The sequence below is a fragment of the Streptomyces sp. NBC_01255 genome (assembly GCF_036226445.1).
GTDB lineage: Bacteria > Actinomycetota > Actinomycetes > Streptomycetales > Streptomycetaceae > Streptomyces.
On sequence record NZ_CP108475.1, the window covers coordinates 113385 to 138003 of the forward strand.

The 24619-nt window shown below is 69.1% G+C and carries 26 protein-coding genes; 13 read left to right on the top strand and 13 right to left on the bottom strand.

What is annotated here, in order from left to right:
• Nucleotides 1-130: 130 nt before the first annotated feature.
• Both OG357_RS38595 and OG357_RS38600 read right to left on the bottom strand, forming a co-directional pair.
• On the bottom strand, nucleotides 131-403 hold the full coding sequence (locus tag OG357_RS38595) for a hypothetical protein (RefSeq protein WP_329625950.1): 273 nt from the start codon (nucleotides 401-403) through the stop codon (nucleotides 131-133).
• A gap of 320 nt (nucleotides 404-723) precedes the next feature.
• The gene (locus OG357_RS38600; protein ID WP_329625951.1) at nucleotides 724-1404 is read right to left on the bottom strand and encodes an HNH endonuclease family protein; all 681 of its coding nucleotides are present in this window, start codon (nucleotides 1402-1404) and stop codon (nucleotides 724-726) included.
• Between the two features lie 356 nt (nucleotides 1405-1760).
• Between OG357_RS38600 and OG357_RS38605 the strand changes: the two genes are divergently transcribed.
• From OG357_RS38605 to OG357_RS38620, 4 genes are all read left to right on the top strand, one after another.
• Complete coding sequence (locus OG357_RS38605) at nucleotides 1761-1994, top strand: hypothetical protein (RefSeq protein ID WP_329625952.1); 234 nt, start codon at nucleotides 1761-1763, stop codon at nucleotides 1992-1994.
• A gap of 145 nt (nucleotides 1995-2139) precedes the next feature.
• Nucleotides 2140-2931, top strand: coding sequence for a DUF5677 domain-containing protein (locus OG357_RS38610; protein ID WP_329625953.1), 792 nt, complete (start codon nucleotides 2140-2142; stop codon nucleotides 2929-2931).
• Between the two features lie 330 nt (nucleotides 2932-3261).
• The gene (locus OG357_RS38615) at nucleotides 3262-5019 is read left to right on the top strand and encodes a hypothetical protein (RefSeq protein WP_329625954.1); all 1758 of its coding nucleotides are present in this window, start codon (nucleotides 3262-3264) and stop codon (nucleotides 5017-5019) included.
• A 197-nt stretch (nucleotides 5020-5216) separates the two neighbouring features.
• On the top strand, nucleotides 5217-5456 hold the full coding sequence (locus OG357_RS38620; protein WP_329625955.1) for a hypothetical protein: 240 nt from the start codon (nucleotides 5217-5219) through the stop codon (nucleotides 5454-5456).
• A gap of 83 nt (nucleotides 5457-5539) precedes the next feature.
• On the opposite strand, the gene OG357_RS38625 is transcribed toward OG357_RS38620, so the two are convergent.
• Entirely contained in the window at nucleotides 5540-8206 is a 2667-nt protein-coding gene (locus OG357_RS38625) for an ATP/GTP-binding protein (protein ID WP_329625956.1), read from the bottom strand.
• 226 nt (nucleotides 8207-8432) lie between these two features.
• Here OG357_RS38625 and OG357_RS38630 point away from each other — a divergent pair, with 226 nt between their 5' ends.
• Nucleotides 8433-8603 (top strand): hypothetical protein, encoded by a 171-nt coding sequence (locus OG357_RS38630; RefSeq protein ID WP_329625957.1) that lies wholly within the window; start codon nucleotides 8433-8435, stop codon nucleotides 8601-8603.
• Here OG357_RS38630 and OG357_RS38635 read toward each other — a convergent pair.
• Nucleotides 8567-10423, bottom strand: coding sequence for a zeta toxin family protein (locus OG357_RS38635; protein WP_329625958.1), 1857 nt, complete (start codon nucleotides 10421-10423; stop codon nucleotides 8567-8569). The two genes, OG357_RS38630 and OG357_RS38635, sit on opposite strands and share 37 nt — an antisense overlap.
• Before the next feature lie 129 nt (nucleotides 10424-10552).
• Here OG357_RS38635 and tap point away from each other — a divergent pair, with 129 nt between their 5' ends.
• Both tap and tpg read left to right on the top strand, forming a co-directional pair.
• Entirely contained in the window at nucleotides 10553-12682 is a 2130-nt protein-coding gene (gene tap / locus OG357_RS38640; RefSeq protein ID WP_329625959.1) for a telomere-associated protein Tap, read from the top strand.
• A gap of 3 nt (nucleotides 12683-12685) precedes the next feature.
• Nucleotides 12686-13240, top strand: a complete 555-nt coding sequence (gene tpg / locus OG357_RS38645; RefSeq protein WP_329625960.1) for a telomere-protecting terminal protein Tpg — start codon at nucleotides 12686-12688, stop codon at nucleotides 13238-13240.
• 270 nt (nucleotides 13241-13510) lie between these two features.
• On the opposite strand, the gene rpsJ is transcribed toward tpg, so the two are convergent.
• Nucleotides 13511-13822, bottom strand: coding sequence for a 30S ribosomal protein S10 (gene rpsJ, locus OG357_RS38650; RefSeq protein WP_329625961.1), 312 nt, complete (start codon nucleotides 13820-13822; stop codon nucleotides 13511-13513).
• Between the two features lie 75 nt (nucleotides 13823-13897).
• Nucleotides 13898-14569: a hypothetical protein gene (locus tag OG357_RS38655; protein ID WP_329625962.1), complete on the bottom strand. Its 672-nt coding sequence runs from the start codon at nucleotides 14567-14569 to the stop codon at nucleotides 13898-13900.
• A 502-nt stretch (nucleotides 14570-15071) separates the two neighbouring features.
• On the opposite strand from OG357_RS38655, the gene OG357_RS38660 reads away from it, so the two are divergent.
• From OG357_RS38660 to OG357_RS38670, 3 genes are all read left to right on the top strand, one after another.
• On the top strand, nucleotides 15072-15503 hold the full coding sequence (locus tag OG357_RS38660) for a hypothetical protein (RefSeq protein WP_329625963.1): 432 nt from the start codon (nucleotides 15072-15074) through the stop codon (nucleotides 15501-15503).
• Nucleotides 15504-15579: 76 nt separating this feature from the next.
• The gene (locus OG357_RS38665; RefSeq protein WP_329625976.1) at nucleotides 15580-15885 is read left to right on the top strand and encodes a DUF6247 family protein; all 306 of its coding nucleotides are present in this window, start codon (nucleotides 15580-15582) and stop codon (nucleotides 15883-15885) included.
• Complete coding sequence (locus OG357_RS38670; RefSeq protein ID WP_329625964.1) at nucleotides 15882-16145, top strand: hypothetical protein; 264 nt, start codon at nucleotides 15882-15884, stop codon at nucleotides 16143-16145. The genes OG357_RS38665 and OG357_RS38670 overlap by 4 nt, the downstream gene beginning before the upstream one ends.
• An 88-nt stretch (nucleotides 16146-16233) precedes the next feature.
• Here the strand turns inward: OG357_RS38670 and OG357_RS38675 are convergent, their stop codons facing one another.
• From OG357_RS38675 to OG357_RS38690, 4 genes are all read right to left on the bottom strand, one after another.
• A complete protein-coding gene (locus OG357_RS38675; protein WP_329625965.1) occupies nucleotides 16234-16731 on the bottom strand; it encodes a hypothetical protein in 498 nt (165 codons plus the stop codon).
• Between the two features lie 11 nt (nucleotides 16732-16742).
• Nucleotides 16743-17336 carry a ParB/RepB/Spo0J family partition protein gene (locus tag OG357_RS38680; protein ID WP_329625966.1) on the bottom strand — a complete coding sequence of 198 codons (594 nt, stop codon included), beginning with the start codon at nucleotides 17334-17336 and terminating at the stop codon, nucleotides 16743-16745.
• A gap of 112 nt (nucleotides 17337-17448) precedes the next feature.
• Nucleotides 17449-18081 (bottom strand): GNAT family N-acetyltransferase, encoded by a 633-nt coding sequence (locus OG357_RS38685; protein WP_329625967.1) that lies wholly within the window; start codon nucleotides 18079-18081, stop codon nucleotides 17449-17451.
• Nucleotides 18082-18360: 279 nt separating this feature from the next.
• Nucleotides 18361-19368, bottom strand: coding sequence for a PIN domain-containing protein (locus tag OG357_RS38690; protein ID WP_329625968.1), 1008 nt, complete (start codon nucleotides 19366-19368; stop codon nucleotides 18361-18363).
• Between the two features lie 203 nt (nucleotides 19369-19571).
• Between OG357_RS38690 and OG357_RS38695 the strand changes: the two genes are divergently transcribed.
• The 3 genes from OG357_RS38695 (at nucleotide 19572) to OG357_RS38705 (ending at nucleotide 20906) form a co-directional block, all read left to right on the top strand.
• Nucleotides 19572-19943 (top strand): hypothetical protein, encoded by a 372-nt coding sequence (locus tag OG357_RS38695; protein WP_329625969.1) that lies wholly within the window; start codon nucleotides 19572-19574, stop codon nucleotides 19941-19943.
• A gap of 94 nt (nucleotides 19944-20037) precedes the next feature.
• Nucleotides 20038-20568: a GNAT family N-acetyltransferase gene (locus OG357_RS38700; RefSeq protein ID WP_329625970.1), complete on the top strand. Its 531-nt coding sequence runs from the start codon at nucleotides 20038-20040 to the stop codon at nucleotides 20566-20568.
• Nucleotides 20569-20660: 92 nt separating this feature from the next.
• Nucleotides 20661-20906 (top strand): hypothetical protein, encoded by a 246-nt coding sequence (locus OG357_RS38705; RefSeq protein WP_329625971.1) that lies wholly within the window; start codon nucleotides 20661-20663, stop codon nucleotides 20904-20906.
• Nucleotides 20907-21109: 203 nt separating this feature from the next.
• Here the strand turns inward: OG357_RS38705 and OG357_RS38710 are convergent, their stop codons facing one another.
• The 3 genes from OG357_RS38710 to OG357_RS38720 all read right to left on the bottom strand — a co-directional run bounded on the left by OG357_RS38710 (nucleotide 21110) and on the right by OG357_RS38720 (nucleotide 23385).
• On the bottom strand, nucleotides 21110-21658 hold the full coding sequence (locus OG357_RS38710) for a helix-turn-helix domain-containing protein (protein ID WP_329625972.1): 549 nt from the start codon (nucleotides 21656-21658) through the stop codon (nucleotides 21110-21112).
• Nucleotides 21659-22231: 573 nt separating this feature from the next.
• The gene (locus tag OG357_RS38715; RefSeq protein ID WP_329625973.1) at nucleotides 22232-22708 is read right to left on the bottom strand and encodes a helix-turn-helix domain-containing protein; all 477 of its coding nucleotides are present in this window, start codon (nucleotides 22706-22708) and stop codon (nucleotides 22232-22234) included.
• On the bottom strand, nucleotides 22705-23385 hold the full coding sequence (locus OG357_RS38720) for a hypothetical protein (protein WP_329625974.1): 681 nt from the start codon (nucleotides 23383-23385) through the stop codon (nucleotides 22705-22707). The genes OG357_RS38715 and OG357_RS38720 overlap by 4 nt, the downstream gene beginning before the upstream one ends.
• Nucleotides 23386-24619 lie beyond the last annotated feature (1234 nt).

Below are 24619 nucleotides of genomic sequence, written 5' to 3' on the forward strand. Positions count from 1 at the left end.
CTGCACGAACCGGCCCCGGCATATGCCTTCCGGTCCTCGTACGCACACGTGGAGAACGACGAACGGGAGCTGGCCACGTGGCAGACCGCCAGACAGCGGGGCTTGGCGCCCGCAACGTCAGTCGCCTGTCTTAGAGGATGAAGACGCTCTGGGCGGTCTCAGTGTTGTACGTCTCGCCCGGGTACACGAGCCACTCCACCTGACCAGTGCAATCGGGGCCTGAGTGGACCTCTGCGATCGCATCGGTGTGGTTGGCCACCGACGAGGGGAACCAGTCGATCGGGTAGCAACCACTCGGGTTCTCGTACGCGGCGCCATTCACGGTGAGGACGCCTTCCGCAGCTGAGGCGGAAGAGGGAAGGGTCACCGCGAGAAGCGTTGCTGCGACGAGCGCGAAGGTCATACGGCGGGTTTTCATGATCCGCTCAACGTCCGGAGCGCGCTGAGGTCACGGTCCGTCACGGCAGACGAAGCCAGGTCAGTGCGGCAACGGCAGACGCGTGGTGCCGTCCCCTGACGAGGAGGCCTTCGGATGCACCGTCGTCAACGAGCCCGTCACCGTCGGCGTGACCGTGTAGCTCGTCCCGGTGAACTCCGGCCTTGGCCCGCTGGCGGTGCCGCTACGGTGAGGCGTGGGAGGTCGAACCGGTTGGTCAAACTGAAGTACCTCCCGTGTGCCCCACGCTCCGGTGTGGGGCACAGTGCGTTCCCGGGCCGGGACGGCTACGGGGCGGGCGTGTAGTGGACGACGGTCGTCTCGCAGGCCTCCGCGTACACGGCCAGGGCATCGGCCTCGCCCTGGTCGACCGTGAGGCCCCAGCGGAGCTTGGTGGCGACCCACTCGGAGATGTACCGGCAGTGGGTGTCGGGGAGCGGCGGCATCCAGTGCTGCGGGTCCTGGTCGCTCTTGGAGCGGTTGGAGCGGGCGGTGACTGCGACGAGGGATGCGTCGGCGCCTTGGTCGTTCGCGTACGCCTCGCGCCGTGCTGCATCCCAGGCGGAGGCCCCGGAGTCCCAGGCCTCGGCCAGGGGCACGAGGTGGTCAAGGTCCAGCTTGCCCGGGTCAGTGACGAACTGGCCGTCGTAGTAGCTCAGCCACTTGCCCCCGGACAGCTTGCACTTGTCTCCGACCTCGGGTGACTCGATCGCCTCTGCCAGGAGCACCTCTGCCCTCGTGCTACAGCCGTCTGCCAGGAGGCCGGCGTTCCAGTGCTTGAACTGCGATTCCCGCTGGTAGCCGGTGCGGTCCTCGACTGCGATCGGGATCTGCTCGACCGCGTCGGCCACGTTGAGGACCTCGGCGGCCGCAGGAGCTGTGGGTGCCGCGGCCGCTGCCGAGGGCAGGGCGAGCGGGGTCAGGAGAAGAGAGAGCGCGGCAACACCGCGGAGCATGTTCTTGATCACGAACGTAAGGAATAGCGCCTGCAGGACCACTGACGTGCAGGAATTCGGCAGATCGCCTCCCTATGGGGGACGAGGTTCACCGGGGAAACGGTCCTTCGGCGTCGCCTGTCCAAACTGCCCTTCGTGAGGGGCCCGGCGCCGCGATCTGGGGGCGAGATCGCGTGCGCTGGGCCGTGGAGGCGGTCCGTCCTGTCGGGTGACGCTCCTCGACGGTAGAAGAGCCGAAGGGGCTCGGCCTGTTTCGGTAGGCCGTGCGGACCCTTGCCGGGCAGTGCCTCACGCCGAGCGGGTGATCGGCGTGCGCCCGGCCGGAGGTTCTCCGGTCCCGGCTGTGTCGGCCGGTCGCACAGTGGGGTGTGGATGTCGACCAGGTCACCGATGAGCTGTACGGGCTGAAGCCGTCGGACAACTGCGGGCGGCGAACAGGCAGCAACACCAGCTTGTCACCGCGCTCGCCCGTACGGCCGCTGCTCCGCCCTCGCCGACGTCGGAGTCGCGCCGCGCTCCGCCACTTCGTACGCGGACTGAGCTACGGCACCGGCCTGAGCATCACTGGTCTGCTCGGCTACCGGATCCAGCAGCTGCTGTGACCACCCGCCGCCGGACCCGGCGAAGGGCATCGGCCGCGCTGGCAACGGCGTGAGGACGGCAGACGGCGTTCAATCGTTCTGACCCATCGGTAGGGCCCGGGAAAATCCCGGTGTCCCGGATGCTTCCGGGCCCTACCGTCAGCCCATGGTCTACAAGTTCGGGGACAACCCCGCTACGCAGAGGCGTGCGCACGCCATCACTCGCCGTCTGCTCGACGAGGCTGCGGAAGTCGTCGCATCCCACCCTCAGCTGCGCACCGCGCAGCAGGACGTCGCTCACCAGATGCTCGGATGGTGGCAGTTCACGAACCGGACCGCAGACCTGCTGATGCGCTCGTACGACAGCAAGTTCACGGTCGAGGCGGCCGGTCTGATGCGGAACCTGATCGAGCACGCGCACTGCATGGACTGGCTGGCCGAGCACCAGGAGGTGGGCCTGCAGGCCATGGAGCACGCTGAGTGGGCGCGGAGGAAGAAGCTGATCGACAACCTCGGCAAGGTGGACTGGCCGGTGCCGTCCGACATCGAGGTAGGGGAGGAACCGTCCTACGACTTCGCCGACGAGGACGAGGAGAAGCTCCACCGGAAGCTCAAGGGGCAGATCGGCACGGTCTCCAACCTCGTCGCATCCCGAGGCATCCGGACCATGTACCCCGTCTACCGCTACCTGTCGTCGTACGCACACGCCTCACTCCAGACCGGCGAGGCGTTCGTGGAGCGCGGGCCGGGGGCGGCGCCGGCCCTGTACCGGACCGGCAAGGTTGAGGTCAGCGAGTCGCGAACCTGGATCCCGGTGTGCCTGTACGTGGCGGGGACCGCGATGGGGCAGTTCCTCGTGGGCGAGCCCATGCGCAAGACCCTGGAGAAGGCGGCCTACGACCTGGGCGTCGGGGAGATCGTGGCAGAGCGCATCCGGCTCGAGCTGAACAACCGATAGCCGGTCCGACGACATGCCCGACTACACGGTCCGGCGTGCCCCGAGGAAGCGCAGCCGAATCGGGCGCCGCCGCCAGCTGTTCGAGTGGCGGCAGCGCCCGCCCGGCCGGCCCCATCAGCGGCCCGAGGAGGTCCGGCAGTTTCTGACGCTGGGGAGACGCTTCGGGAGGCACACCGGACGCTCGATGCCGGGCAGTTGCGGGCGGCGAACCGTCAGCAGGACGTTGCGGCCCTGTTCCTCCTCGGGGACGCGGGGGCCGAGGAGCAGCTGCGGGGCTGAGTTTCATCAACTCCCACCCAGGGGCTAAACAATTCGTTTAGCGTGGGCTGGGTGAATCTTCTTCGCTTCCGCGGCACCGAGAACGCGCTCGCCGCGGTCTACGGCAGTGCCGACATCGCCCGCCTCACGGGCCTGTCCCGCGGCCGGATCACCCAGCTGCGCTCCGCCGACGAAACCGTCCCCCTGCCCGAGCCCGACGCCGCCGACAGCACGGACGCGCGGCCCTTGTGGCGTGGCATCACGGTGGCCCGCTGGTGCGCGGCCTCCGGGCGTCGGCTGCCGGCACGTACCGCGTCGTGGCTCCTGCCTGGTCCCGATGGCCCCCGCCTGCAGCGCGCGGAGCAGCGCACGGTGACGCTGCACCAGAAGGACGACGTCCTCGCTGATCTGCAGCGCCCGCCCATCGACGTGCACGTCACCCAGTACACCGCCGACGGCTTCACCGGCCGTGGCCCGTCGGTGTGGCTCGCCACGGTCATGGCGCCCGGCGAGAGCGCCCGGCTGGTGGGGTGGCCTCCCCACTGGGAGAACGGCAGCCCGCTGCAGAACCTGGTGCACGAGCTGCTCGACGACCGCGAGCTCCGCCCGGCCAGCGGGGAGGGGCTGCTGGGCACGCTCGTGGTGATCCCGACCGAGAACGATCCCCGCTACGGCATCGGGACCGGATTCGTCCGCGTACTGGACCTCTACCAGCCGGATGCCGAACATTCTGGGAAAGACCTCCATGACCGCCTGCGTCAGCTGCCCGTTCAGGCGGCGGAGATGGCAGATCTTGCCGGAGCGATCGGCCACCGGCTGCCGTGGTGGCCGCCCGGCTGCGCGACACCGCCACTGGTCTCCGCCTGGGACCCACAGACCTCACGGACCGAGACGATCCCGCCGCCGCTCGCCGACGCGTACGCCTTTCAGCGACGCTGTGCGGCCACCGCCGACCAGCTGGAGGGCACCCTGGCCGCTTCCGTACGCGAACTCGGCGACACCCGCTGGGGCCAGGCTTCCAACGACTGGCGTCCCGGTTACGAGCCCGACCTCGGCGTACTGCCCAAGGAGTGCGACTCCGAGGTCTGGCAGGTCGCTGTTCGCTTCGGCCTCTCCAACCAGCGACCGTCGGGGAACGGCGATTTCTGGGAGGGCCTGCGATGGCTGATGGAACACGCCCCGTCCATGCACCTGGCCCGCGATGCCCACCGCACCTTCGGCGACCCCGAAAGCGCGGCCACCGTCATCATCGACACCGCCCTGCTCCCCGCCGCCGCGGCAACGCAGCTGACCGGTGGCGCCGTCACCCCGGCCAACGCGGGCGGCAGCTACCGGGCCCAGAGGGTCCTGGACACCCTCGACGCCCACCCCGGTAGCGCCGCGGGAGCGGCCCTGGGTACCTGGCCGGCTCTCGCCGGACCCGCCTGGTGTGCCACCGCGCCCGGCACCACGCTGATTGCCCTCCACGTCCCCCGCAGCCTGCCCGCCCCCGGACCCGAGAGCTTCCTGGAAGCCGTCGTACTGCGCGCCGTCCGAGCGGGCGACCACTACGCCGACGCGCCGGCCCTCGTCCTTGTCCTGACCCACCGGGACAACCTGGTGGTGCTCCCCGAATGCGGCGGCGCCGCCCGCCTGGCCGCCGTGATCGAGCACACCGTCTGGCACCCCGGCACCGGAGTGCACACGGTGGGACTGGTCCCCAGCAGCAACAAGCGCCTGATCGAAACGGTGGACTCGCTCCTCGACGCCACCGCCCGCACCACCCCCTGGGAGCAGCTCACAGATCTGGTCGGCCCGCACGCGGCCGGCCCCTCCTGCATCTACTGCTGAAGCGACAGGCTGGTACGGCGGGTCAGGTGATGGGGGGGCACCGGTGCCGGCGCAGGTGCTGGTGCTGGTGCTGGCGGTCACGACGGCGGGCTTCCGCTCCAGGAGAGGTCTGCGGAACCAGAGGCCGTGCGGCGGTGTGGGCGCGATATCGTGGAGTCTTCTTATCTGCGGTTTTGTGATCTGGCAGGAGTACCCGCGTGTCCGAGGACCCCATCGCCCACGGCGAGCTCGCTGCCCTGACCCGGCGTTTCGAAGAGGTCGCGGAGAAGCACGACCGCGAGTTCGGCATCATCAAGTCCGACCTCACCGCGGTGCGCCTGCAGATCGGCAACCTGGACCAGAAGGTCGAAGCTCTCGACAAGAAGATCGACCGGAACCAGGCCCAGATCATCGAGCTGCTCACCCAGCTCGTGGGACAGCGCCCCGACGCCGGCTGATTTCTCCGGGCCCCGGCGCCCGGCCCGTACATGGTGAGGGCCCCGACCAGACACCTCTGGTCGGGGCCGTCGCGCGTCCAGGGTCAGTTTCCGGCGAGCCGGTGTTCCTGCCGGGCCTGGACGAGGCCGCGCCACATGGAGCGGACGTCGTCTTCGCTCGTGGTCCAGCGGATGGGCGACGGCCCCGGCAGGGGCAGGGCGGCCATGAAGTGAGCGATGTCGCAGAAGTAGGCGAAGTCGCCGGTAGCGGTCAGCGTGCGCAGGCGGTCGATGGTGGCGGCCAGGTCCTGGTCCTCTTCGCGGACGGCGTGGTGGAAGGCCACGGCGAGCTCTACGAACCGGTGGAGGAAGGGGAGACCGGCGCTGTCGATGTCGGCGTGCAGGACCTGGGCGCGGTCGGTGACGCCGGGGATCCCCGCGTCCTTGATCAAGGCCACGACCGATGCGAGCAGGGTGTTGGAGCGTTGGTCGAGGCCCTCGAGGAGCTGGTGGGCGAGCGCGAGCTCCTCGCCGGCCCGTACGGGATCGGCGAAGGACAGGGCGAGGGCGAGGCGGACCTGCATCATGGCGCGTTCACCGGCCGCACCGTGATCTTCTGCTTCGGCGCGGCCGGCTTCGAACGCGGCGACGGCGCGGCCGGTGTCGGCGTGGGCCCAGTGGATGTCGCCGAGGACGCGGTGGTGGCGGCCCTTCCAGCCGAGGCTGGGGACTGCGGCCAAGGCACTGGGAAAGTCTCCGGCCAGCCTGGACAAGTTGGCCAGGCCCCGGCGGGCCTTGGGTGCGAGGCGGCCGTCGGCGTCGGCGACCTGCCGCATTCCGGCCCGGGCGGCGGAGCCTTGGTCGAGGTCCTTGTACGCCTTCGCCCTGTAGTACAGGGCGAGCTCGACGAGGTCGGCGGACAGCAGCCTGGAGTCCAGCACCGCGGTCAGCCGGTCCACAGTGTGCTGGCGGTGCTCGCGCTGGCGGCGGGTGATCGCGGTGAGGAGCTCGGCCAGGGCGTCCGCGGGCGTGTCCGGGGCACCGGTGGTGTCGGCGGGAAGGGTAAGGGGTTCCCAGATGGAGTCGTCGGTGTAGTCGTAGGCCGCGTCGGTGAGCCAGCCCAGGTCGTCGAGGCGGTGGTCGCGGGCGAGACGCAGGCCCTGACGCAGGCACGCCACCAGCAGCATCCGGCTGGGGGCCTGGGCGGTGGCTGTCGTCCACTGCTCGCCGAGGGCGGCCAGCGCGCGGCTGGCGGCCTGGTGCCAGTCGGCCGGGGTCCAGCGGTCCTCGCTGTGCGTGTCCTCGCGCACGGCCGTACGGATCGCCCGGTGCAGGTGGTACGGCCACAGCGCCCAGAGGTTCTCGGAGATCAAAGGGCGTTCGGTCAGGCGGCGTGCGGGGGCCTGTTGGGTGAGGCCGGCGGTCCGGGTGGCCAGGTCCAGGTCCCAGGCGTCCAGCAGGGAGACGCTGCGCAGCAGCTGACGCTCCTCCGCGGTGAGATCGGACAGGGTGCGGGCCAGCAGGGCGGGGAAGGAGCAGTCGAAGTCGGCCGGGGTGGGGGTGCGCCCGGTGCGGCGGATTTCCAGGAAGCGGGAGACGGCGAGGTCCAGATGCAGGGGCAGGCCGTGGGAGCGGGCGGTGATCGCGGTCCGGATGTCGGCGTCGATGAGCGGGCGCCCTTCGACGGTGAGCCGGCGGGCGAGGTGGGTTTCGCAGTCCTCAGGGGACAGGTCCCCGATCAAGTGCTGGCGCCCGGAGCGCTCTGCGGAGCGGGGCGCGGGGACGTTGTGGGTGGACCCCAGCCCGGGCCAGGCGGTGGGGCCGGTCCAGTCGAGCTGGCCTTGGAGGGCGGGGTCGGCCCACTGCAGGCGGCTGCGCCCGGCGAGGATGAAGAAGGTGCCGGGCATGAGCCAGACCAGGCGCTGCAAGAGCCGCTCGAGGTCGCGGTGGCGGTCGGCGGTGTCCTCGAAGGTGTCCAGCAGGACCACCGGCGTCAGCTGCTTCTTCGCGGGCAGCTGGCTCAGGTCCCAGGACAACAGGTGCGGGTAGTACGACAGGGCCTCCAGGTCGGGGGTGGCCTCCAGCAGGGCCGCGGTCCGTACGGCGCCCGCGAGGGCCTGGGCGCGCTCGTGGCGTTCGCGCAGCGCGGTGACCAGGGCCGAGGTGAGCTGTCCAGCGGCCGAGCCGACCAGCCCGGGCAGCTGCAGGGCGGCCGCGACTTCCCCGACGCCGGCCTGGAGCTGGCCGGGCAGCATGCTGGTGAACCGCCCCGCGATCCCGGTCCGCCGGACGTACTCGTCGAGAGGTTCACCGGGGTGGGTGTGCTCCCAGTAGGCGCGCAGTGCCACGTCGAAGGACGGCAGGGTCCTGCCGAGCTCTCCGGCGAGCGCGAGGCGGATCGTCAACAGCACGCGTTCGAAGTCTGATCCCGTCGACGCGGAGCGCGACAGGTCGATCCGGATCGGCAGGAGCCGCTGAGTCCAGGCCGGTGCGCCCCACTGGGTGGGCCGGTCCTCGGCGGTGGTCAGGGCGGCTTCGATCTTGCGGAGCAGGGTGGACTTCCCGGCCCCACCCACCCCGTGGAACATGATCAGGTTCGTGCGGGGGGATTCGAGGTCCTCGATGTCGAAGCTGGGGCCAGTCACGCGCTGGAGGTGCTCTCCGAGTGCGGCCGAGACCGCCGTCCACTGGTTCTGGCGATCGGTGAACGCCTCCACCGCGTCGTACCCCGCCGGGTCGTTGGAGCTGAACAGCGCACGAAGGTCGGCCACGGTCGGTCCCCCCAGAATGATCATCGACGGTATCAACCGTAGGGCCTGTGCCGTACGGCGTCGCCGCATTCCGCAACGCCGGCGGACCGGCCCCAGTGTTTCGGCCAGAGACAATGACGCCCCATCACAGCCCACACGCGAAGGACATCCCTTGTCAGAGCACGTGAGTCCCGAAGCCGCCGAACAACTCGTGAAGAAAGTGAGCCTTTGGTACGCGGAACAGATCATGAAGGAGCAGCGCGCTGCTGGGCCCGACCCGGAGCGCCTCAAGACCCTGCAGGAGGGGTCGGTGGCGTGCGCCGTCGATCTGGAGACGCTCCTGGACGCCGGCCCGGAGGAAGTGGCCGAGATCGCGGCCCGTTACGCGGCCCGGTCGAAGGAGCTGGGCGGCCAGTAGCCGGACTTGTGGTGGAGGACGGGCAGCGGTGCCGTGGTGATTGTGGCGGCGAGGGTGCGTGGCTGCAGGTGGGCGGGCATCAAGGGCCAGGCCAGCGCGGCGATGTCGACCAGGTCCGGCCGGTACTGCGGCAGCTCGCCCTTCAGCCGTTGGAGGGTGGCGAGGAGCTGGGCCGCTTCAGCCGCCGTGTACGGGCGGTGCTGCTCAGCCTCCAGGAAGTCCCCGCCTCGGGGCGGCCTGCTCCAGGACCCGTCCGGGGTGCGCTCGTTGCGGTACACCGCGGTCAGGTCTCTGCGGATGACGGAGGTGCAGTGCACGTACGGCGAGTGCTCGGCCGCGCGGACCACGTCAGGCACGACCTGGAACGTCGTGGCGTGGGCGGCGGCCGAGGTGAACCTTGGGGTTCCGCCCAGGCGGGCCACCTCGGCGCACCGGGTCGCGGTGCCCAGCCGGCTGTCCGCGGCGCGCGCCCCGATCGCGACCAGCTCCACGCGGCGGCCCGCTTGGTGATGACGGCGCGCACCGTCGAGGAAGTGGCTGACGCTGTCCGGGGCGATCTCGATCAGCATGTCCCCGTGGCGGGCCCGTACGTACGCCTCGGCCATCTCCTGCCACTGCCTGTAATCGCGCCTGATACGGGCGGAGGCTGTGCGCGGATACTCCTCGAGGAGCCGGCGGTAGTCGGGGTGGACCGACTTGAAGAGGCCGCCCTCGATCCGGGTGGGCTTGCGTCGCCGCAGCGCGCGGCGCAGCATGCGCGCCGTGTAGCTCTTCCCGGCTCCCTGCGGGCCCATCACGTACAGGGTGACCGGGTCATCCTGCGGGGTGATGGAGCTCAGGTACATCGGGACGATGAGCTCGTCGAAGATCCACGTGTGCTCGCTGGGGGACAGGCGGTGGTAGTCGACGCCGGGCGGGCCCGCGAGCGGCTGGGCCATCCGGCGTACCGGCTCGGCCAGCGCGAAGGCGCGCTCCAGGCCGCCGGCCACCGCCAGGCGCCGCTCCGGCGTGAGCACGGAAGGGTACAGCCGCTGCTCCGCACCGGCGATTTGGCGGCGAAAGCGCCAGGTCTCCGGCGCTGTCCACGGCCGGGCCCAGTCCGCGGTCAGTGCCTGGGGAGCGGCCGGTGCACGGCGCCAGGAGGCGTCGTCGGTGAGCTCGTTGCGGTACAGGACCTCAAGGCCGCGCCGCACCACCATGACCTGGTCCGCCAGCCGCTCGGCTTCGACGGCCTGTAAGAAGAGCGGCAGGTTGCGGGCGCACCGGTCGAAGTTGCCCCAGGAGACGTACCGGCCGACGCCCTGCTCGGCGACCTGCGTCAGGTAGCGGTCCAGGCTGCTGAGCTGTGCGGTGGCCTCCGCCGTGGCCAGCGCCACCAGCTCGACGCGGTAGCCGTCCGCGCGGTAGGTGCGGGCCTTCGCACATGCTTCTTCCAGGTCGGCGACGGGCTCTTCCAGCACCACGTCGAAGCGCCGGTTCCGGGCGTACGTTTCGACCTCCGCCTGCCACCGCAGGACATCCGGACGGACCCGCACTCCCGCCGTGCGGTCATCACTGCGCATGAGGGCGACGTAGCGGGGGTGGGCCCCCTTGTAGAGGTCGCGGCCGATCAGTACCGCGCCGCCCCGCCGGTCAAGGACTGCCAGCAGGAGGTCGCACAGCTCGGATTTCCCGCTGCCCGCCGGTCCGGCGACGATCACCACCACCGGCTGGTCCTGAGGAACGGCGTACCTGGTCCAGGTCGGCAGGATCTCCGTCAGCAAGATCTCCTCGTGCTGGCTCTCGGCCAGCACGACCGGAACGACGTCCTCGTCTCTCAACGCAACTCCCTGCTCGGTTCGCGTCTTTCGCGCTCTGCTGACGCCACGTTAGCAGGACTTCGGGCGGGTTAAATGTTCGAGTGAAATACTTGGGTTAAGTCTGCTACTGTTCAGGCTGGAGGTAGACCCATGGCATCCGAGGAAGAGCTGTTCGCGAGCATCGACGCACTACTGGAGGAGGAGCCGCAGCTCCCGCCCCCGGCGGAGCGCGCCCGGCTCCGCGAGGCGGCCGGCATCACCCAGGCCCGCCTTGCGCAGGCCCTGCAGTTGAAGTCGACGCAGAGCATCAAAAACTGGGAGAACGGCAGGAGCGAGCCAACGGGGTCGCGCCTGTTGGCGTATCAGCGACTGCTGAACGGCTGGGCGGTGAAGTACCCCGCGCCCGGCACCGCCGCTGCCGTCCCGGCCGCTCCGGCTCCGGCGGCCCCGCCGCAGCCGGAGGTGCCCGAGACGTTCACCGGCCCGGCCGCCCCCGAGCCGCAGGCGGAGACCGCCACGCCGGTACAGGCTCCGGCCGCGCCCGAACGCCCTGCCCGTCCGGCCGCGCGCCCCACGTCGACGTCGCGGCGCCCGGCGGCGAAGAAGGCCGCCGCGCCCGCGCTGGACCCGAACTTCCCGCACGGCCCGCTCGCCGTCCTGGACGGTGACGGCTCCGCGTACGGCGTCGGCGGCATCGTCCTGGACTGCCCGGCGACCACCGTGGTGGAGCTGGTGGAGTGGACGCTGCGGGAGTCCGGCCTCGGAGCGGCGAAGCTCCATCGCTACGGCAAGGACGCCGACCCGCTGATCGTCCTCACGGCGGCCGCGGCCGTGAAGTTCGGACTGCCCGAACACTTGGAGGACCGCCGGGGCCTGCGCCTGCCGGAGGATCACCCGGTCGTCAAGCAGGTCCTCAAGGCGAAGTGGCAGCTCACCCAGCGCGGCTTCGGCCCGTGGGCCCGGGTCTATCGCAAGGCGCAGGGCCGCGAGCGGCAGTGCGTGCAGCTCGCGATCCTGCCGTGGGACGCTCTCGACTCCCGCTCCTGGCCCGGCGTGAGCGAGATGGAGCCGGCCGACGTCGCCCGCGTCCTCGGCGTCTACGCCCAGCGGGTCATCACCCCGCGCGGCTCCACGGCCGTCTCCGGGCTGGAGCTGATGACCGCGCTGCGCCCGCCGACCCGCCCGGTGCGCGACGAGGAGACCGGCAACTGGATCAGCGGCATCAACCCCGGTTCGCTGGGTACGGAGCCGATGGACCCGGCGCCGCCGGAGGGCCAGCCCGAGCATCCCGCGATCCACCGGATCGGCTGGAAGGGCGGCTACCTCCACGAGGAGGCGTACCAGTGGGTGCGCTCGGTGGACACGCTCACCGATGAGGAGTGCCTGCTCCCCTATGCGGTGGGCCTCGACTTGAACACGGCCTTCCTCGCGGCCGCGGCCCGCCTGGTCGTCGGCCTGTCGGAGCCCGAGCACTTCGTACGCCCGAAGTTCTACCCGAAGGTCCCCGGTTCCTGGCTGGTCGACCTGAGCCACATCGACCTGGACCCCCGCCTGCCCAGCCCGTTCACGCCGACCGGCGAGCGTCCGACGGGCCCGGCCTGGTACCAGACGCACACCGTCGCCTACGCCCAGGAGCTCGGCTTCAACGTCGAGATCCTGGAGGCGTACCTGCGCAAGGAGACCGGCGCGTACCTGGATCCGTGGCACGACCGGCTCCGGACCGCGTACGTCGACACCCTCGCCGACCTCGGCGTCACCAAGGACCTCACCGACACCGAGTTCCTGGCGGCGATGGAGCGGCACAAGGACGTCGACCCGGCAATGGCCGCAGTCCTGGCCGCGATCAAGGCGACGGTCAAGGGCGGCATCGGGAAGCTGTTCGAAAATCCGCAGGGCAAGGGCTACAAGGACGGCGAGCCGTGGCCGGCCATGATGCGGCCGACCTGGCGCCCGGACATCCGCGCCGCCGTCATCAGCAAGGCGCGGGTCAACATGCACCGCAAGCTGCTGAACATGTCCCGGATGACCGGGCTGTTCCCGCTCGCGGTGCTGTCCGACTGCGTCGTCTACCCGAGCCCCGGCAGCAGCCCGCTGGACTTCCTGCCGTACGCGGCGTCCGGCAAGCCGCAGCCGGGCGGCTTCCGCCTCGGGCCAACGCCGGGCCTGGCCAAGCTGGAAGGCGTCCAGGAGATGCTCTGGGCGATCGACCTCATGGAGAAGGGCCTGAACCCGGCCCGGCACATCAAGGGCGGCGACGCCGTCCTCGAGGACGGGGAGTAGGCCGTGGGCGAGATCGACGACGCGATCGAGCGCGCCGACCAGGAGGCGTTCACCAAGGACCCGCCCAAGACCCTCAAGGGCCAGGTCGGCTTCCTGCGTAAGTACCTCAGCTCCCAGGAAATCGGCGAGGAAGCCGGAGTCACGGCCGACTCCGTCAACCGATATCGGCGCGGGGCCCGCAAGCACGCCCGCCCGGACGTCGCCGCGAAGATCGAGGCGATGGTCCGCGAGCGCTGGCAGCCGCTGGTGCGCAAGCGCCGGCAGAAGAAGGCCGCCACCACCGGCGGGCTCACGGTCGAGACCCGGGCCCGGTTCGGCTACACGGCACCGGTCGGCACCACCGACGACGGACGCTTCCGCCGCCTCACCGTGCACCTCCCTCCGACGTACGCCCAGCGCCTGTTCGACGCCCGCGACGAGGGAGCCAGCGACCAGGACATGCGCAAAATCATCGCCGAAGGATTTAAGGAGGTGTATTTCCAGGACGGCGGCGGTCGCGCTATGGGACTGTCGGACGTGGAAATCAACGACATCGACTACCTGGATCTCGACTACTAAATAGGAGCGAAAGCGTGACCGCTGAATTCCCGCCCATGTGCCGAAGCGCGGTAGGTGTCACCTGAGCGCGACAGTTGTCACCCACCGCCCGGAGCGACACCCGTGACGTCGGGGACGCCCGCGCCGAGGGGATCGGCTCGTCCAGGCCCTTCGGGCCGGGCCTGGTCTCTCGCCCCGCTCGGGGATGCTGGGAGGAATCGGCGGCGGCCTGGGCATCCTGCTCGCGAGCAAGCCCGGCGGCGGCCTGCTCGGCCATCTTTGTCGCGCCTCTCAGAGCTTGATCTCGATGTCGACGCCGGCCGGCAGGTCGAGGTGCATCAGCGAGTCGACGGTCTTCGGGGTCGGATCGAGGATGTCGATCAGACGCTTGTGCGTGCGCATCTCGAAGTGCTCGCGCGAGTCCTTGTACTTGTGCGGCGACTTGATGACGCAGTACACGTTCTTCTCAGTGGGCAGCGGCACCGGGCCCGCGACCGACGCACCAGTGCGGGTCACCGTCTCGACGATCTTCTTCGCCGAGGAGTCAATCAGTTCGTGGTCGTAGGCCTTGAGCCGGATGCGGATCTTCTGTCGCGTCGGCATATGTGCCGCCTGAGTGTCCCGGCGGGCCGGGATCTCCTCTGGCTCCTTAGGTTGGTTCATCGAGGGGCCTGCCCGTTACCTTGCACTGATTGAGGCCGCGACCACGAAGGCCGCTTCGAGGCCCAGAAGGACGACACCGGCAAAGAACACCCACACACGTTTCTTGATCTCTACGGCGTTGTCATCCACGGCACGCACCATGCCTTTTGCAGCACCCCATAGGATCTTGTGCTCATAATCCTGCGCGTTCAGGATTCCCTTTGGGTCTGGCCCGAAATGCCAATCCCTGTTCGGCGACAGAACGTATGTGACGCAAGCAAGAATAAGGAGGATGAAGGTGACGACGCAGATCGCAAACCAGATCGGCAATGGATGTTCTTTGCCAAAACCGAAAAACGAGGAGAATGACCCCACCAGCGCGGCAATTGTGATCAGCCCCATTGCCCGATTCTTCAGATTTGTCAGTACGCTATCTTGCTGAGAGAGTGCGTACTGAGCGGCGTCGTAAGCGATCTTGTACTTCCCAGGAGATCCCACGGCAGCCCCGGCAGCCTCTTCCTCCGTGATCGGTTGGGCTGCGTGCCGATGCTGAAGAAGCGCCTCCTTGAGTCTCGAAAGGTTGGTTCCCTTCCTTGGAGGCATGGGCGGGGGTTCTTCGAGAGGGGCCGGAGGCTTGGCGTCAGAAATTTTGGCCGGCAGCGGCGTCGGCGGGTTGGGCCTCCGACGCGAATTCCTGACCACCTGCATCTCTCCCTTGTAGAGATCACCAAACAGCCGAAGCTGGGCTCTTCCAGCCCGAGACGGCATCTGTTCCCGGTGAGCGGGGAGGCAAGCCAGGCAGGGGCCTAATCCACCCTGTTGCTGCACAGACCTTCTCCTGTGATGAGAGGGGCGTGGTCGTCGGCACGTATGTGGAAGCAGCCTGAAAGCACAGCAACCAGACGATCAGCGCCGAGCATGGTGCGGCTGTGGCAGCGAAATCGGCTGGCCCAGCCGGTGACAAGTTCCCTGCTTGCCGTGCGGCTGGTGACAACAAGCGCGCCGATCCGGTGACACCCGCGGTGCATCGTCCGCTCGGAACGGCAGGTCGGCGGGTGCTGGCGGTGACATCTACCATGCGTCGGCACAGCCCATCGACCGCGACAAGAGCCCGCTGTTCGACGCCGACCACGACCCGGTCCGCGTCGCCGACGCGCTGCGCCGCAGCCCGCACTTCGTCGCCGCCGACGCTGACCCCGGCGGCGACACGGTGTGGTTCACCACCGAGGCCGGCATCAACTACACGCTGACCTTCACGGACCCGGAGCCCACCGACGACGACCTGCTGCCCGAGCCGGTGCTCACCGAGGCCATCGCCGCAGCGATCCTCAACCACCCCGGCTTCGTCATCGCGGATGCGGACTCACCGCGCGAGGACACCATCACCATCCAGACCCGCAACCAGGTGCGCCACCTCCTGGTCCTGGGCATCCACCGCGGCCACGCCCTTGCCCCGGAAGACCTGTCCACCCCGGCCGTCGACATCGCCCTCGCCGCCGACAAGCTGCTCGCCAGCGACCCGAGCGACTCTGAACGCGCCACGGCCGAACTCCTCAACTACGTGGCCGCCACCTGGGACAAGCAGGACCTCCCGCTGCGCGAGCACGCCCAGGCCGTCGCCCGTACTCTGCGCACCCGGTAGGAGGGATCACCGCATGTCCGCTTCCACGGCCCACCGGCGCGCGTACCGTGAGGTGACGACCCGCCGGGAGGACCAGATGAGCGCGCAGCCCGACCACGCACCCGTCACGCCGTACGCCCCCGCGCCCGGGGCGCCGGCCGAACTCCTCGCCCAGCTGCGCGCCGACCGGCGGGCCGCGCAGTGGGTGCCGGCCTTCGAGCGGGAGTGGACGGTCGCCCTCGAGGAATCCCGCGCCACGTTCTCCCTCGCCGCGCTGTACGAGGTTGTCCAGGAGTGGCAGGGCCGCCTCGCCTCCGCCCCGGCCGTCGACGCGTTCGTCGCCTCCGGCTACGACGACAGCGAGTTCATCGACATGGCGGAGGTACGGGGAAGGCGCCGGTGACCGCACAACAGCCGTACGCAGTCTGCTTCTCCGCCCCGGCCGCAAAGGTCCTTGCCACCCTGCCCGAGCACGTCGAAGACATGGTGTGGGACGTCCTGGACGCCGCCGCCGGCGACCCGTCGGGCTTCCACCAGTGGAACGCCGACGACCCCGAGGGCGAGGACGTCCGCCACGCCTCCGTCGGCCAGCTCTCCCTCACCTACTGGGTGAACCGTCCGCTGCGTCGCCTGTCCATCCTCACCATCACCTGGCTCGGATAGCCACCCGTGCAGGCGCCCTGACCCCGGCATCGCAACTGCCGGGGTCAGGGCGTTTCCGATCGTATCCACGGCCGTATCCGCGAAGTAGTCACCAGCTGCCACGGGGGCGTTCGGCACCGAACTGGACCTCGCGCAGACACTCCCGGCAGCTCGGCAGGCCCTTCACCCGCCAGCCTTCCTCTGCCGACCACCTGAAATCGCACAGCGAAGTGAGCAGGTCCGTGGAATCGTCGTCGGTGGCGTGGGAGCCGTAGCCCGGAACGTTCCACGTGACCGCCGTCCCGCCGTCGTACGGGGCGCCCTCCGGCCATTCGTAGACGTCCTCGGTGGTAGTGCAGCGCAGCCGGAAGTCGGGGCCCTCCCAGCGGGTGCCCTGCCGGGCCTCGGTGCCCGCATCGACGGCGTCGGCCAGGCGCTCGAAGGACAGGTCGTAGTCGTCCATGTGGGCCCAGCTGCCCGGCTCCCGCGTGCGGACCAGCGAGCGGAACTCCAGCAGCAGACGCTCCAGGTCGTGCCGCCTGACTCGGACGGTGTCGGTCTCCGGGTCGTATCCGTACGGGCTCTCGGTGCCAGTCTTCCTTGGCATCGCGCTTCTCCTCATCCGCTGGCGGTGCCGAGAACGGGAGCCTTGCGGCTGCGGCGAGTGGTGACCATCTGCCGGGCCGCCACGATGCCGAGGGTGTTGTCCTCAAGGGCTGCCTGCTGGTCAGGAGTCAGTTTCAGAAGCGCCAGGCGCTGAGAGGCCGTCGCCGGGCTCCACCCCAGACTTCGGGCGAAGGCGTTCTGGCTTTGCGTCTGTCCCGGCGCGTTGAGCGCGGCACGGAACAGCTGCGCCTCATCCAGCGGCCCCAGGTGATCGTCGTGACTATGTCTGCGTAGTACGAAGGCGGCGATGGAGTCAGGAGGCATGCAACGAACCCATACGGGGACATGGGACAGTCCGAGGGCTCGCGCAGCCTCCAGCCAGTGATAGTCGCTGATCGCCACGTAGGAGAAGCGCCGCGGGACAGAGTTGGTCTGGCGCGGCAATCTCTGCAGATAGTCGTCGCGAGAGACCACCGTGATGGGATGTTCCAGCCCGTACTTGACCACAGACTCCATGAGCCGCGCCGCCTTGGCCGGGTTGTGGCGGGGGCGCTCAGGCCACGAGATCACCTCGGATGCGGGCTGTTCTTCGATCAGTCTCGTCACACCGTGACCAACGACCAGGCCCTTCCCCTGGCTTAGGCCATCTGGGTCTGCCTCACGGTGTCGCCGGTGTCCTCTGACACCGAACCCGGACCGTTTGCCACTGAACTTGGACTTATTCGAAGATGCCGGTGACCACACTTATGCCAGGGACGATGGAGAGCGACTGACGAACTTCTGGAGACAGAGGGATCCATGCTGTGCGCGTGGGCTCCTCGTTGATGAGGACGGGGTCTTGAACGATTTGGATGGCCAAGCCGGCCCCCGCGGCGCCTACGTGCCAGCCCCAGTGCTTGTAGAGGGAGACGAGATCATGTCGGCCGGGCGCGATGTTGGCTATGACGATCCGGAATTCCCTCTCCTGATACCACTCGATGAACGTCTCGGCTAGCCGCCGCCCCAGACCCTCCCCACGACGGTCCGCACGTACCGCAAGCAAGTCCAGGAGGGCCATGCGACGAATGATCATTTCGCGTGAAACGCTCAGGTCGTCCAGATCCATGGCCAGGGCGGCTCCGGCCACGACGGCGATCACTTCACCGTCCGATTCCGCGACCAACGCCAAGGCGAACTGGTTCTCGGCAGTCGGGCCGTCCAGGTGATCGCCCAGTTTCTCCGCCGGGAACGGTTCGGCAGCTTCCCTGCATAGCTCCATGACGGTCGGGACGTCGTTGCGGATGATCGGGCGCACCATCACAACAGGCGGCTGCTCGGCGCGTTCGGCCTGCCGGCCAGAGCCGTGGTCCATCAAGCCCCCGTGAAGAGTCGGTGGAAACGGGAGCCCAGCACGGCTGTGCCCGCCGTGGGAGGGGTTGGCGACAAGGGCATGACTGCACCGTACCGGGTAGCTGCGCCGAGTCCTGCGCTGACCTGGAGCGGTCCAACTTCACTGGCAATCGGTCCAGGTTCGGTGCCAGAGGACAGACAGCCAGCCTCCGCGCCAGGCGGCGAGCCTGTGAGGTCTGTGAGCCTCACACCCTGTTTTCCCAGGTAGACGCGCTGGGCTGTGAGGGGGTGAGGCGAGGGTTCACGTCGCGCTGTCCACCGCAGCGTGCATCGCGGCCGGTCGGCCGACCTGCACGTTGCTGCGGCCGAGCTGCCACCTGCCGGGCTCGACCTGGTGGAACGCGGGGAAGCGGTGCAGGAGCCGGCTGAGCCCGTCCATCTGTCGCCGGTGCGGTTCCGCGAGCGGCAAGGACAGCTTCTGAAGGATCGTGGTCCGGGTCAGCGGCTCCGGCGACCGGGCAAGCGTACGAGCGACCTGGGAGAGCAGGTCTACACCCGGCACACCGTGCTCGACTTCCTTCCACGCCGCCTCGTGCTTCTGGTGCTCGGCGAAGGGCATGCCGAACACGGTCGCCAGGGTCTTGCCGGCCTCCGCCCACGCCGCGCGGGTCTCCGGCTTGAGCCGTCCCCGGACCCGGTGCGCACCGAAAGCGACCGTCGCGGCGGCGACCGCCGCGGCAACGGGGTGCCCCCGGGCGAGGCGGGCCAGCTGGGCTACTCCGCCGCTGGCGTGCAGGGTGAGCGTGATGTTGACCCGGACCTTGCTCTCGGCGCCGCCGAGCTTGCCCAGCCCGGCCCGCACCTTCCGCCAGTCCTGGGCCGCGATGCCGTGCCGGACCAGGTCCCGGTCCTCGGCGAGCAGCACCACGGGCCCGATCAGGCCCGTGAGCTGGGCGGCGCCGATATCGCTGAGGTCCTCGTGGGCGATCTTGTCGGCGGCCGGGGTCATCGGAAGGCCGGTGGTGGGCACGACGTGCAGCAGCGGTATGTACTCCCGCCACCACAGGGCCTCGGCGGCATAGAAGTCGAACGCTCCGCCTTCCCTCTTCCGGTCGGCGAGCACGCGGGGCACCTCCGCCCAGACGTAGTGCGGGATGAAGCCGCGCAGCGTGCCGTGCTGCATCCCGGCCAGGATCGAGGAGGGCACGCCCCGGCCCAGTGCCGAGATGACGTCGGAGGTGAGGACCGAGGTGTCGAAGACGCCCAGCCGGAACGATCCGGTGAGAGGCGGGGTGACCTGGCTGTTCATAACCGGAGCCTAGGACGCGACAGGTCCGGCGGTGCGGGATTCTCGGAAGGTCCCACACCAGGGAGGCAGGCACGGTCGCAAGGGCTATCCACGGACTGGTGAGCGACAGATGACCGTGGGATTCCGGACGGTTGCAGGAAAGCTCCTCCCACGGGCCGCGGCCGTCCCTAGGGTCGGGTGCAGTCGATGGGGAGGAAGCACTGATGAGCCATGACTCCGAGGACCTGGTCCGCGCCAGCCGCGTGCTGAACGAGACGCTCGCCCTGCTTCAGAGCGAGCACAAGCGCCTGGAGCACCAGTACCGAGGACAGATCTACGAAGGGGCCCAGGGCGCGGGCGGTCCCGTGCAGACCCTCCACGGGATCAACGATCTGGTGACCGGCGTCCACGATCAGCTCGCCTCGATCGCCCTGTGCGCCGGATACACCTCCCTCGGCCTCGAGGAGCCGGCTGACCGCGCGCGAGCGCGAGCACACAGTCAGCCTGGCTCTGTCCACGAGAAGGAGCAGCAATTCGACGTCGGTTGGGGAGGCGCTCTCGACCTGGGAGCGCATCGCAGTGTTCACCAGAACTGACAGCACCGGGCCTTCCTCCCCACATGGCCGTCGTGAAGCGTGACGGGGCTCCCTGACCTTGATCTTCGCGCGGCGCCCCGGTCATGATCACCCCATGAGTGGGCACTCGGTAACCTTGGACAAGATCGTTTTGGAAGACTGGCCAGCCGTTCACTCGTGGGCGTGCCTCCCGGAGGTGTGCCGCTATCAGTCCTGGGGGCCGAACACAGAGGCCCAGACGCAGGACTTCGTGGACTCTGCGGTCAGGGCCTGGTCGGGCACCCCTCAGCGCCGGTTCCCCTACGTCGCCCGCGTCGGGCGGGATGTGGTCGGCATGGGTGAGCTGCATGTCCGCAGCCAGAAGCACCGCCAGGGCGAGATCTCATACATCGTGCATCCCCGGGTATGGGGGCAGGGCATCGGCACGGAAATAGGCCGGCAGCTGCTCGCGCACGGGTTCGGCGAGTTGGGGCTCCATCGGATCCACGCCACCTGTGACCCGAGGAATCTCGGCTCCTCCCGAGTGCTGTCCAAGATCGGCATGACGCATGAGGGATGCCTGCGCGACACCGCGCTGCTCCACGACGGCTGGCGAGACTCCATGATCTTCAGCAGTCTCGAAGAGGAATGGCGCTCCACTGCGTAGCCCCCCTGCGGGGTGCTGTCGTTTCTCGTGAACATCGACCTTGGCGCCGACCGGGTGCCTTCCAAACCCGTGAACAACTGACTTCACGACGCGTGAACAAAGCCAGTCAGCCGCTCTGCGTCCCCTCCGGCACGAACCGCATGGCCCGCCCCCTTGGCGAGGACACGGTGCGCGCGCTCCAGCTGCTGCGCGAGCTCGACGACTTCTTCGACGACGATTTCGCCGCCGAGATCGACGAGGCCCTCGCCGCCCCGCAGGCAACGTACCCGCCGACCGACTGGGACGCGTACCACAAAGAGGTGAAGCACAAGATGCGAGAAAAGGCCGGCAGGCTGTGAGCCTCACACCCTGTTTCCCCAGGTAGACGAGGTGCACGGCGCGAGTGTAAGGCTGCGAGACGGAGCTCGGGCCCGCGCCTTCGTACACGCTCGCCGGGCCCGCCGGTGCGCGGGACGATGGAGGCGTGGGCGGGCACGAGCACGACCAGGACGACGCCGCCGGACCGGCACTGCGCTTCCCGGACTTGCGTTCGACACTCGCGCTACGGCTCTTCGCCGAGCATCTGCTCCAGTTGGTCAGCGAACTCGGGGTCGTGCTCGCGGATGCGGCGGAATCGCTCGGCTCGCAGCACCGGCCAGTGCTCTCGGCTTGCCTCCGTGGCTGCGGCCAGTCGTTGCGGTGTGACGCCGTACACCGGGGCAGCCCACTCCTCCCACCGCGCCCAGCGGTCCAGGCGGCGCTCGTACCGCGCGGCGGCGCGACCAAGTCGCCCGGTGGTCTCCAGCAGTCGGTACGTCTCCTCAGCCATCCCCAGCGCCTCGGCCATCGCGGCCCGGCTCCGGCCGGACCACACCCGCAGGTGAACCAGGCGCTCGCGCTCTACCGTGCACAAGTCGTCCGGGGCGACGCCGACGGCAGCCGCCAGGCGCGGCAGCACCTCCGGGCGAGGAACGCGCGTCCCAGCAAGGTAGAGACTCACCGCGCGCTCGGACACGCCGGCTGCCCGGGCGATCCGAGCCACCGACGTCCCGGCTGCCGACCGGACCTCGCGGAGCTTCCCCGCGTCGAAGCCGTACGGAGTCCCGCTCACACCCGTCTCCTACCCGCTGTCGTATGAGGAGGTTCGTTCACCCTGAACAATCGGCGACGGGTGTGGGTCGGTGGAGGTCCGTTCGGGGTGAACTAACCTCCACACCGGCGACGCCCTCTGGCGCCGCTGTGCGAGGCGATCGGCGAAGACCTCGACTCCGGCCTCGCCGCCCGCCGGTACGCCTTCTCCGGTGACCGCGGCGCCCTGTTCGGCTGGTGGCTACCCGTTGTTGCAGCATTGCTGCTTGTGGTCTGGAGGACGTCCGAGGGCGAGCAGCGCCGTGGTTCGTTGGGGGCGTGCAGCATTTGCCTGGGCCCAGGCGGCACATGGGTGCTGCTCTTGCAGCAAGGGTGCCCTTGCTGCAGGAGCGGTCTTGGCCGCTGCACGTGCTGCCCGCTGCTCCTGCTGCACTTCGTCAGCGCTTTCCCGCGTGGCGCTGATCCGGTGGCAGCGGTGCCGCTGCACGGGAGCGCTGCACGCTGCTTTCCCGCAGCCAAGGGGGCGAGGCAGTGCTCGGCACGCACGAGAACGGCGCCGCACCCTGGGGTTCGGCGCCGCAGGACCAGGCAGGAGTCAGCGTTTCCGACGCGAGGCGAGGTCGATGGGGGGTTCGACCGGCCGCTGACGACGAGCCGCCTTCTCCTGGCGCTCCTTGTCGTGCCGCGCGACCCTCAGCTCGTAGCGCTCCTGGAAGTCGGGGTGGTCGAACCGGTCGTCGTCGTTCATCATCCCGATCGCCGCCAGCTGGTCCGCAGGTGTGCGGAAGCCGGCGATGAGCGGGCTGAGCCGGTAGACGCCGTTGCCTTCCTTCCACACCATCTGCGCGAAGCCGAGGTGCTGGAGGCCGCGGGTGACCTGCGAGCGGCTCAGTCCGACGAACTGAGCGATGGTGTCCTGGGTGGCCACGCAACGCCCGCCAGGCTCCTGACGGCCCAGAAGGTGCAGCAGGATCGGGTACGCGGCTGGCGGCATGTTCCTGGGCGTGAACGCGAGGGCGTTGTTGGCCGTCCAGACGTACTCGGGAACCATGCTTTCCACGGCGATCGTCATGACGTCCCATCCTCCTCCGGCCGCGCCTGCCCGGCTGCGGCGCGGGCCCGTGCGCGGGCCTTGTCCTCCCGGGGCGGCTTCTTCTCCGGGTCCGGCAGCATCCGCAGCTCGCGGAAAGCGTCTGGCAGGTCCTCATTGTCTTCGATCGCGTCCAGCAACGAGAGCTGGTCGACCTTCATAGTGCCCGCCACGCGCAGACCGGGCTTCGGCTCGATGGGTACCCTGCCGCCCCTGAGCGTCAGCCTCGGGTGCAACTGGTACGTCCCCGCCTTGAGCTTGACGACCACGCCGATCTGCCCGGCCTCCTTGAGCGACCGGGAGATCTGCGACTGCTTCACCTTCAGGAGCTCCGCGAGCTTGATCTGGGTGGCGTCCACGGTGCCGCCGGGCTTCTGCATGCCCATCAGCCGCACGATCAGCCGCAGGGAGACCAGATCGTCGCGGTAGTAGTCGGCAAGCCAGCACAGGAACGCCTGGCTGTCCATGACGAAGTCCTCGTCCAGGAACCCATCGCTGGTGACCGGCGGCTCCACCGAGGCCCGGTAGCCCTCCGGCAGGTTGACCACGTTCGCCTGCTTCAGCGCACCGGGCATCCTGAAGGCGCTCGGGGGAGGCGGCGGGGGAGCGTTGGCCGGGGCCGGCCTCCGGCGCGGCTGCTGCTGGGGCTGTGCCGTCATCGGATGGCTCCGCTCCTCATGATCAGTAGGTGGTAGCAGCCGCAGCATACTGGATTGTGCGCCTCCTGCACTTTCCTGTTCCCCAGACGCACTTTCCGCGTGTCGCTATCACCCGGGGGTGATATCTCCCCCCTCCCCACAGGGCTCGCGCCACGAGCCAGCCCCCCGACCGTTTGTGCTCCCGACGCACAAACCGCGCTGCGGCCGCGAGCGCCTCGGCCGTAGAAATGTGCCCCAGAAGCACAAACAAGGCCGGTTTTACAACCCCGGGGTGATAACTCACCCCCTGATTTATCACCCCGGGGTGATACCCCCGAGACCCCCAAAACCCGCTGACCTGCGGAAACGCTGATCTCTCTTCCCCCTCTAGAGTGTGCGCGCGCGTGATAGCGGATCTTGCCGCCGGACTCAACCACCGACACGCCGCTGCCCGCCAACCTCGAAGCGCGGCTCAGTGGGGGCCAGGATCTGCGGCTGAGGCGGCTTCGCGTGCGGCTCCGCGGACCCCGTGCGGACCGTAGGCGGCAGCAGCGTTGCTGCGTCTCGGGTGGTACCGACCGTGACGCTCAAAAACATGGAGGCGTGGCTGCTCCCGGTGGGCGGTTCCGCCGCCCGGCCCTGGGGGCCGTTCGGCTTCGGTACCTCCGCACGCTGTATTCCGTCATGCACATATCGGGGCTTCCGTTCTATGGCTGAGCAATTTATGGCCACGCAATTCTGAATTCTGCCGGAAGTTGTTTGGCTGGGGCGGGGTGGTGGTGCGATCAGGATCCAAACGCTACACAGCTTGCATTCGTGATGCATCACTCGGGATGGCGTTTACTCGCTCGGATGATCATCGTCGTAATCTGCCCTACGGCTACGGGTTGACATGTATGCTGGCGGGGCTATTGGTGAACGTGAGCGGCTGGGTTCGAGGGTGGGGAAGGGGTTCGGGTGGAGCGCAGCGGAGCCCGTCACTGCGGCAGGCCGGCACCTCGTCAGGCCGACGGTCCGTCACTTCCGCTACGAGGGTGGTGGCTGGGATTTCCAGGCCCTACACAGGCCCACGCCTGATGCACCCCCCCTTGCTGCCAGCCCAGGAAACCGCGCTTGCGCGGGTGCCCACAATTCGCGCTTGCGTGAATTGCCCTGCCTTTTGAATTCCGCTTGCGGAATTCCATTCCGGCGCTTGCGCCGGAATCCGAATTGCGCTTGCGCAATTCGCGCTCTATGACCCGGCTTGCCGGGTCAT